Source organism: Tissierella sp. (assembly GCF_052089545.1).
Lineage (GTDB): Bacteria > Bacillota > Clostridia > Tissierellales > Tissierellaceae > Tissierella_A.
The window spans coordinates 477-3,524 of the sequence record NZ_JBQDAA010000229.1 but is presented as its reverse complement, the minus strand read 5'-3'; the positions used below and the strand labels follow the sequence as shown (position 1 = coordinate 3,524).

Sequence of the window (3,048 nt, the reverse complement as noted above, 5' to 3'; positions counted from 1 at the left end):
GTAAATAAACGTAGTAAATATGCGAGTTGTAGAGTTCTGCAACGAGCTATTAATTATTAAATCAAGGAGGAGACTATGAAGAAAATAGCTGTATTAGTAGAAAAGTTATATGAAGAAGTAGAACTTTTATATCCATATTATAGACTTATGGAAGAAGGATATGAGGTTCATCTAGTTGGGACTGAAAAAGATAAAGTATATATAGGAAAATCTGGTTCTTATCCTGTTAAGAGCACACATGCATCAAAGGATATAGATGCTAAGGACTATGAAATGGTTGTAATTCCAGGTGGTTATTCGCCAGATCATATGAGAAGATGTGAAGCTACTTTAAGTTTTGTTAAAGAATTAGATAGGGCTCAAAAACCTATAGCAGCAATTTGTCATGGTCCATGGATGCTGGCTTCTTCTTGTGATATTAAGGGTAAAAAAGTTACTGCAGTTAAATCTATAAAAGATGATTTAATAAATGCAGGAGCAAAATTTGTAGATGAAGAAGTAGTAGTTGATGGAAATATTATAACTTCAAGAAGTCCTAAGGATATGGTTCCTTGGACAAAGGCAATTTTAAAAGCTTTAAAATAAAGCTTTTATGGATGAAATTTAGATAAATTAAAATATAATATATTATATTCTAAAATGGCTGGTTTAACTGGCCATTTTTGGATATAATAAAATTAAAACATTAGGAGAAACTTAAATGAGCAAATATTTTTATGCAGTAAAGGTAGGAAATGCACCAGGAGTATATAATACCTGGGGTGAATGTGAGAAACAGGTAAAAGGATTTAAAGGTGCAAAATTTAAAAAGTTTAAAACATATGAAGAAGCTTTAGCATTTATAGGCGGAAATAATATAGGGGTAAGAGAGGTTAAGAAGGAAATAGAAATTAAAAAAGAGGAAAATGAGTTTGAAGAAGGATTAATGTTAGAAGATGAAATGATAGCTTATGTAGATGGAAGTTTTTCTCTTAAACATATGTTATATAGTTATGGAGCAGTTATAATAACAAAAAGTGGTATGGAGACATTTAAGGGAAAAGATGATGATCCTGAATTAGTTAAAATGAGAAATGTTTCTGGAGAATTAAAAGGAGCTATGGTAGCTATGTCTATTGCTATAGACAAGAACTACCAAAAACTCTCTCTTCATTATGATTATGCAGGTATAGAAAAATGGGCCATAGGAGAATGGAAGACCAATAAAGAAGGAACAAAATTTTATAAGAAATATTATGATTCTATAAAAGATAAATTAGATGTTAAATTTGTTAAAGTTAAAGCCCATAGTGGTGTAAAATATAATGAGCTGGCTGATAAATTAGCTAAAGAAGCAATAGAAGATGGACTGGTATAATTATAATTTCTCTATTTCGATTCCGTTTATATTTAAAAGTTCTACCGCATAATCATCTACTCTATAATCATTTTGAAAGTAGATTTTTTTTATTCCAGCTTGAATGAGTGCTTTTGTACAGTTTAGACAGGGGAAATGGGTTACATAAGCACTACAGTTTTTTACTGAAATGCCTTCTTTAGCACAATATAATAATGCATTTATTTCTGCATGAATAGTTGCTATGCAATGTCCATCTCTCATTTTGTGACCTATATCATCACAGTGAGGGTTTTTTCTAACAGATCCATTGTATCCAGTAGATACAATCCTGTTATCATCATTTACAATTAGACATCCCACAAAAGCTCTGTCACATGTAGAACGACTTGCAACTAAATTTGTAATTTCCATAAAATATTCTTTCCAACTTTTTCTATTAGACATAAACTCACCTCCATTTAATATATTTATCCAGTTGTATACTGTAAGTACATTTTAGCATTAGAAAGTATCTAATGAAAGTTTTCTTTATAAGAATTATACCATAAAACTTTAAAACAGGAGATGATTTTCATGTATGGTTTAGTTTTAGAAGGGGGAGGGGCAAAAGGCTCTTATCATGCCGGTGTATATAAAGCAATACTAGAAGAAGAGATAGAAATAAAAGGTGTAACAGGAACATCTATAGGTGCCTTAAATGGAGCTATGATAGTTCAAGGAGATTTTGAAACTATCTTAGACTTATGGAATGATATATCTTACACTGATATAATCCAAGCTAACGAAATGGAAATTGAAAACTTACTAAATACAAAATTAGATTTAGAAGATTTAAAACTTCTTTCTAAAAAAATAATATCAGTAATAACAGATAGGGGTTTAGACATAAGTCCTTTTAAAGATATGATAAATAAATATATAGATGAAGAAAGAGTTAGAAAATCTCCTATAGATTTTGGTATGGTTACAATTAATCTTACTGATAGAATACCAGTAGAAGTTTTTATAGAAGATATTCCACAGGGCAAGTTAGGAGATTATTTACTTGCATCTGCATATGTTCCTATATTTAAATTTGAAAAATTAGATGGTAAGATTTATTTAGATGGAGGCTTTTATGATAATTTACCATTTAAATTACTACAAAAAAAGGGCTATAAAGATCTTATACTTGTTAGAACACACTCAAAAGGATTTATCAGAAGGCCTCCTAACGATGATGGAAATATGATTGTAATATCTCCATCTAGAGATATAGGAAGATCATATATATGTGATAAAGAACAAGCAAAAAAAAATATAAAAATGGGATATTATGATGCTTTAAAAGTTTTTAGAAATTTAAAAGGAAAGATCTACTATATAGAGCCCAATGATGAAGACTATTATTTAGATTATTTATTAAATTTAAGGGAAATAGAAATAAAGGAAATATTAAATAAATTAAATATAGATAGGGTGCCTAATAAAAGAACCTTGTTTGAGCATATAGTTCCTAAACTTGGTTCTATTATGGGATTGAGAGAAGGCTTTACCTATGAAGATGTTTTGATTGAATTAATAGAGAAAAAAGCCATGGAATTATCTATAGAAGAATTTAATATATATACTTTTGATGATTTATTAGATCTGATAAGAAATATAGGACCAATTGAATTAAAAGAAGTAGAAGAAAGTTCTTTAGAAAAAATCATAAAAAAAGTAGATTT

Annotated in this window: 4 protein-coding genes; 3 read left to right on the top strand and 1 reads right to left on the bottom strand. The window is 29.0% G+C overall.

Annotation, left to right across the window (positions count from 1 at the left end):
- Window positions 1-75 precede the first annotated feature (75 nt).
- Together ACTHW2_RS12040 and ACTHW2_RS12035 are read left to right on the top strand one after the other, a co-directional pair.
- Window positions 76-585: a type 1 glutamine amidotransferase domain-containing protein gene (locus ACTHW2_RS12040; protein WP_442264158.1), complete on the top strand. Its 510-nt coding sequence runs from the start codon at window positions 76-78 to the stop codon at window positions 583-585.
- Between the two features lie 115 nt (window positions 586-700).
- Window positions 701-1,357, top strand: coding sequence for a ribonuclease H family protein (locus ACTHW2_RS12035; protein ID WP_442264157.1), 657 nt, complete (start codon window positions 701-703; stop codon window positions 1,355-1,357).
- Here ACTHW2_RS12035 and ACTHW2_RS12030 read toward each other — a convergent pair whose 3' ends face one another.
- On the bottom strand, window positions 1,358-1,783 hold the full coding sequence (locus ACTHW2_RS12030; RefSeq protein ID WP_442264156.1) for a deoxycytidylate deaminase: 426 nt from the start codon (window positions 1,781-1,783) through the stop codon (window positions 1,358-1,360).
- Window positions 1,784-1,912: 129 nt separating this feature from the next.
- Here ACTHW2_RS12030 and ACTHW2_RS12025 point away from each other — a divergent pair.
- Window positions 1,913-3,048, top strand: a 1,136-nt coding sequence (locus ACTHW2_RS12025; RefSeq protein ID WP_442264155.1) for a patatin-like phospholipase family protein, incomplete at its 3' end; no start/stop codon positions are given.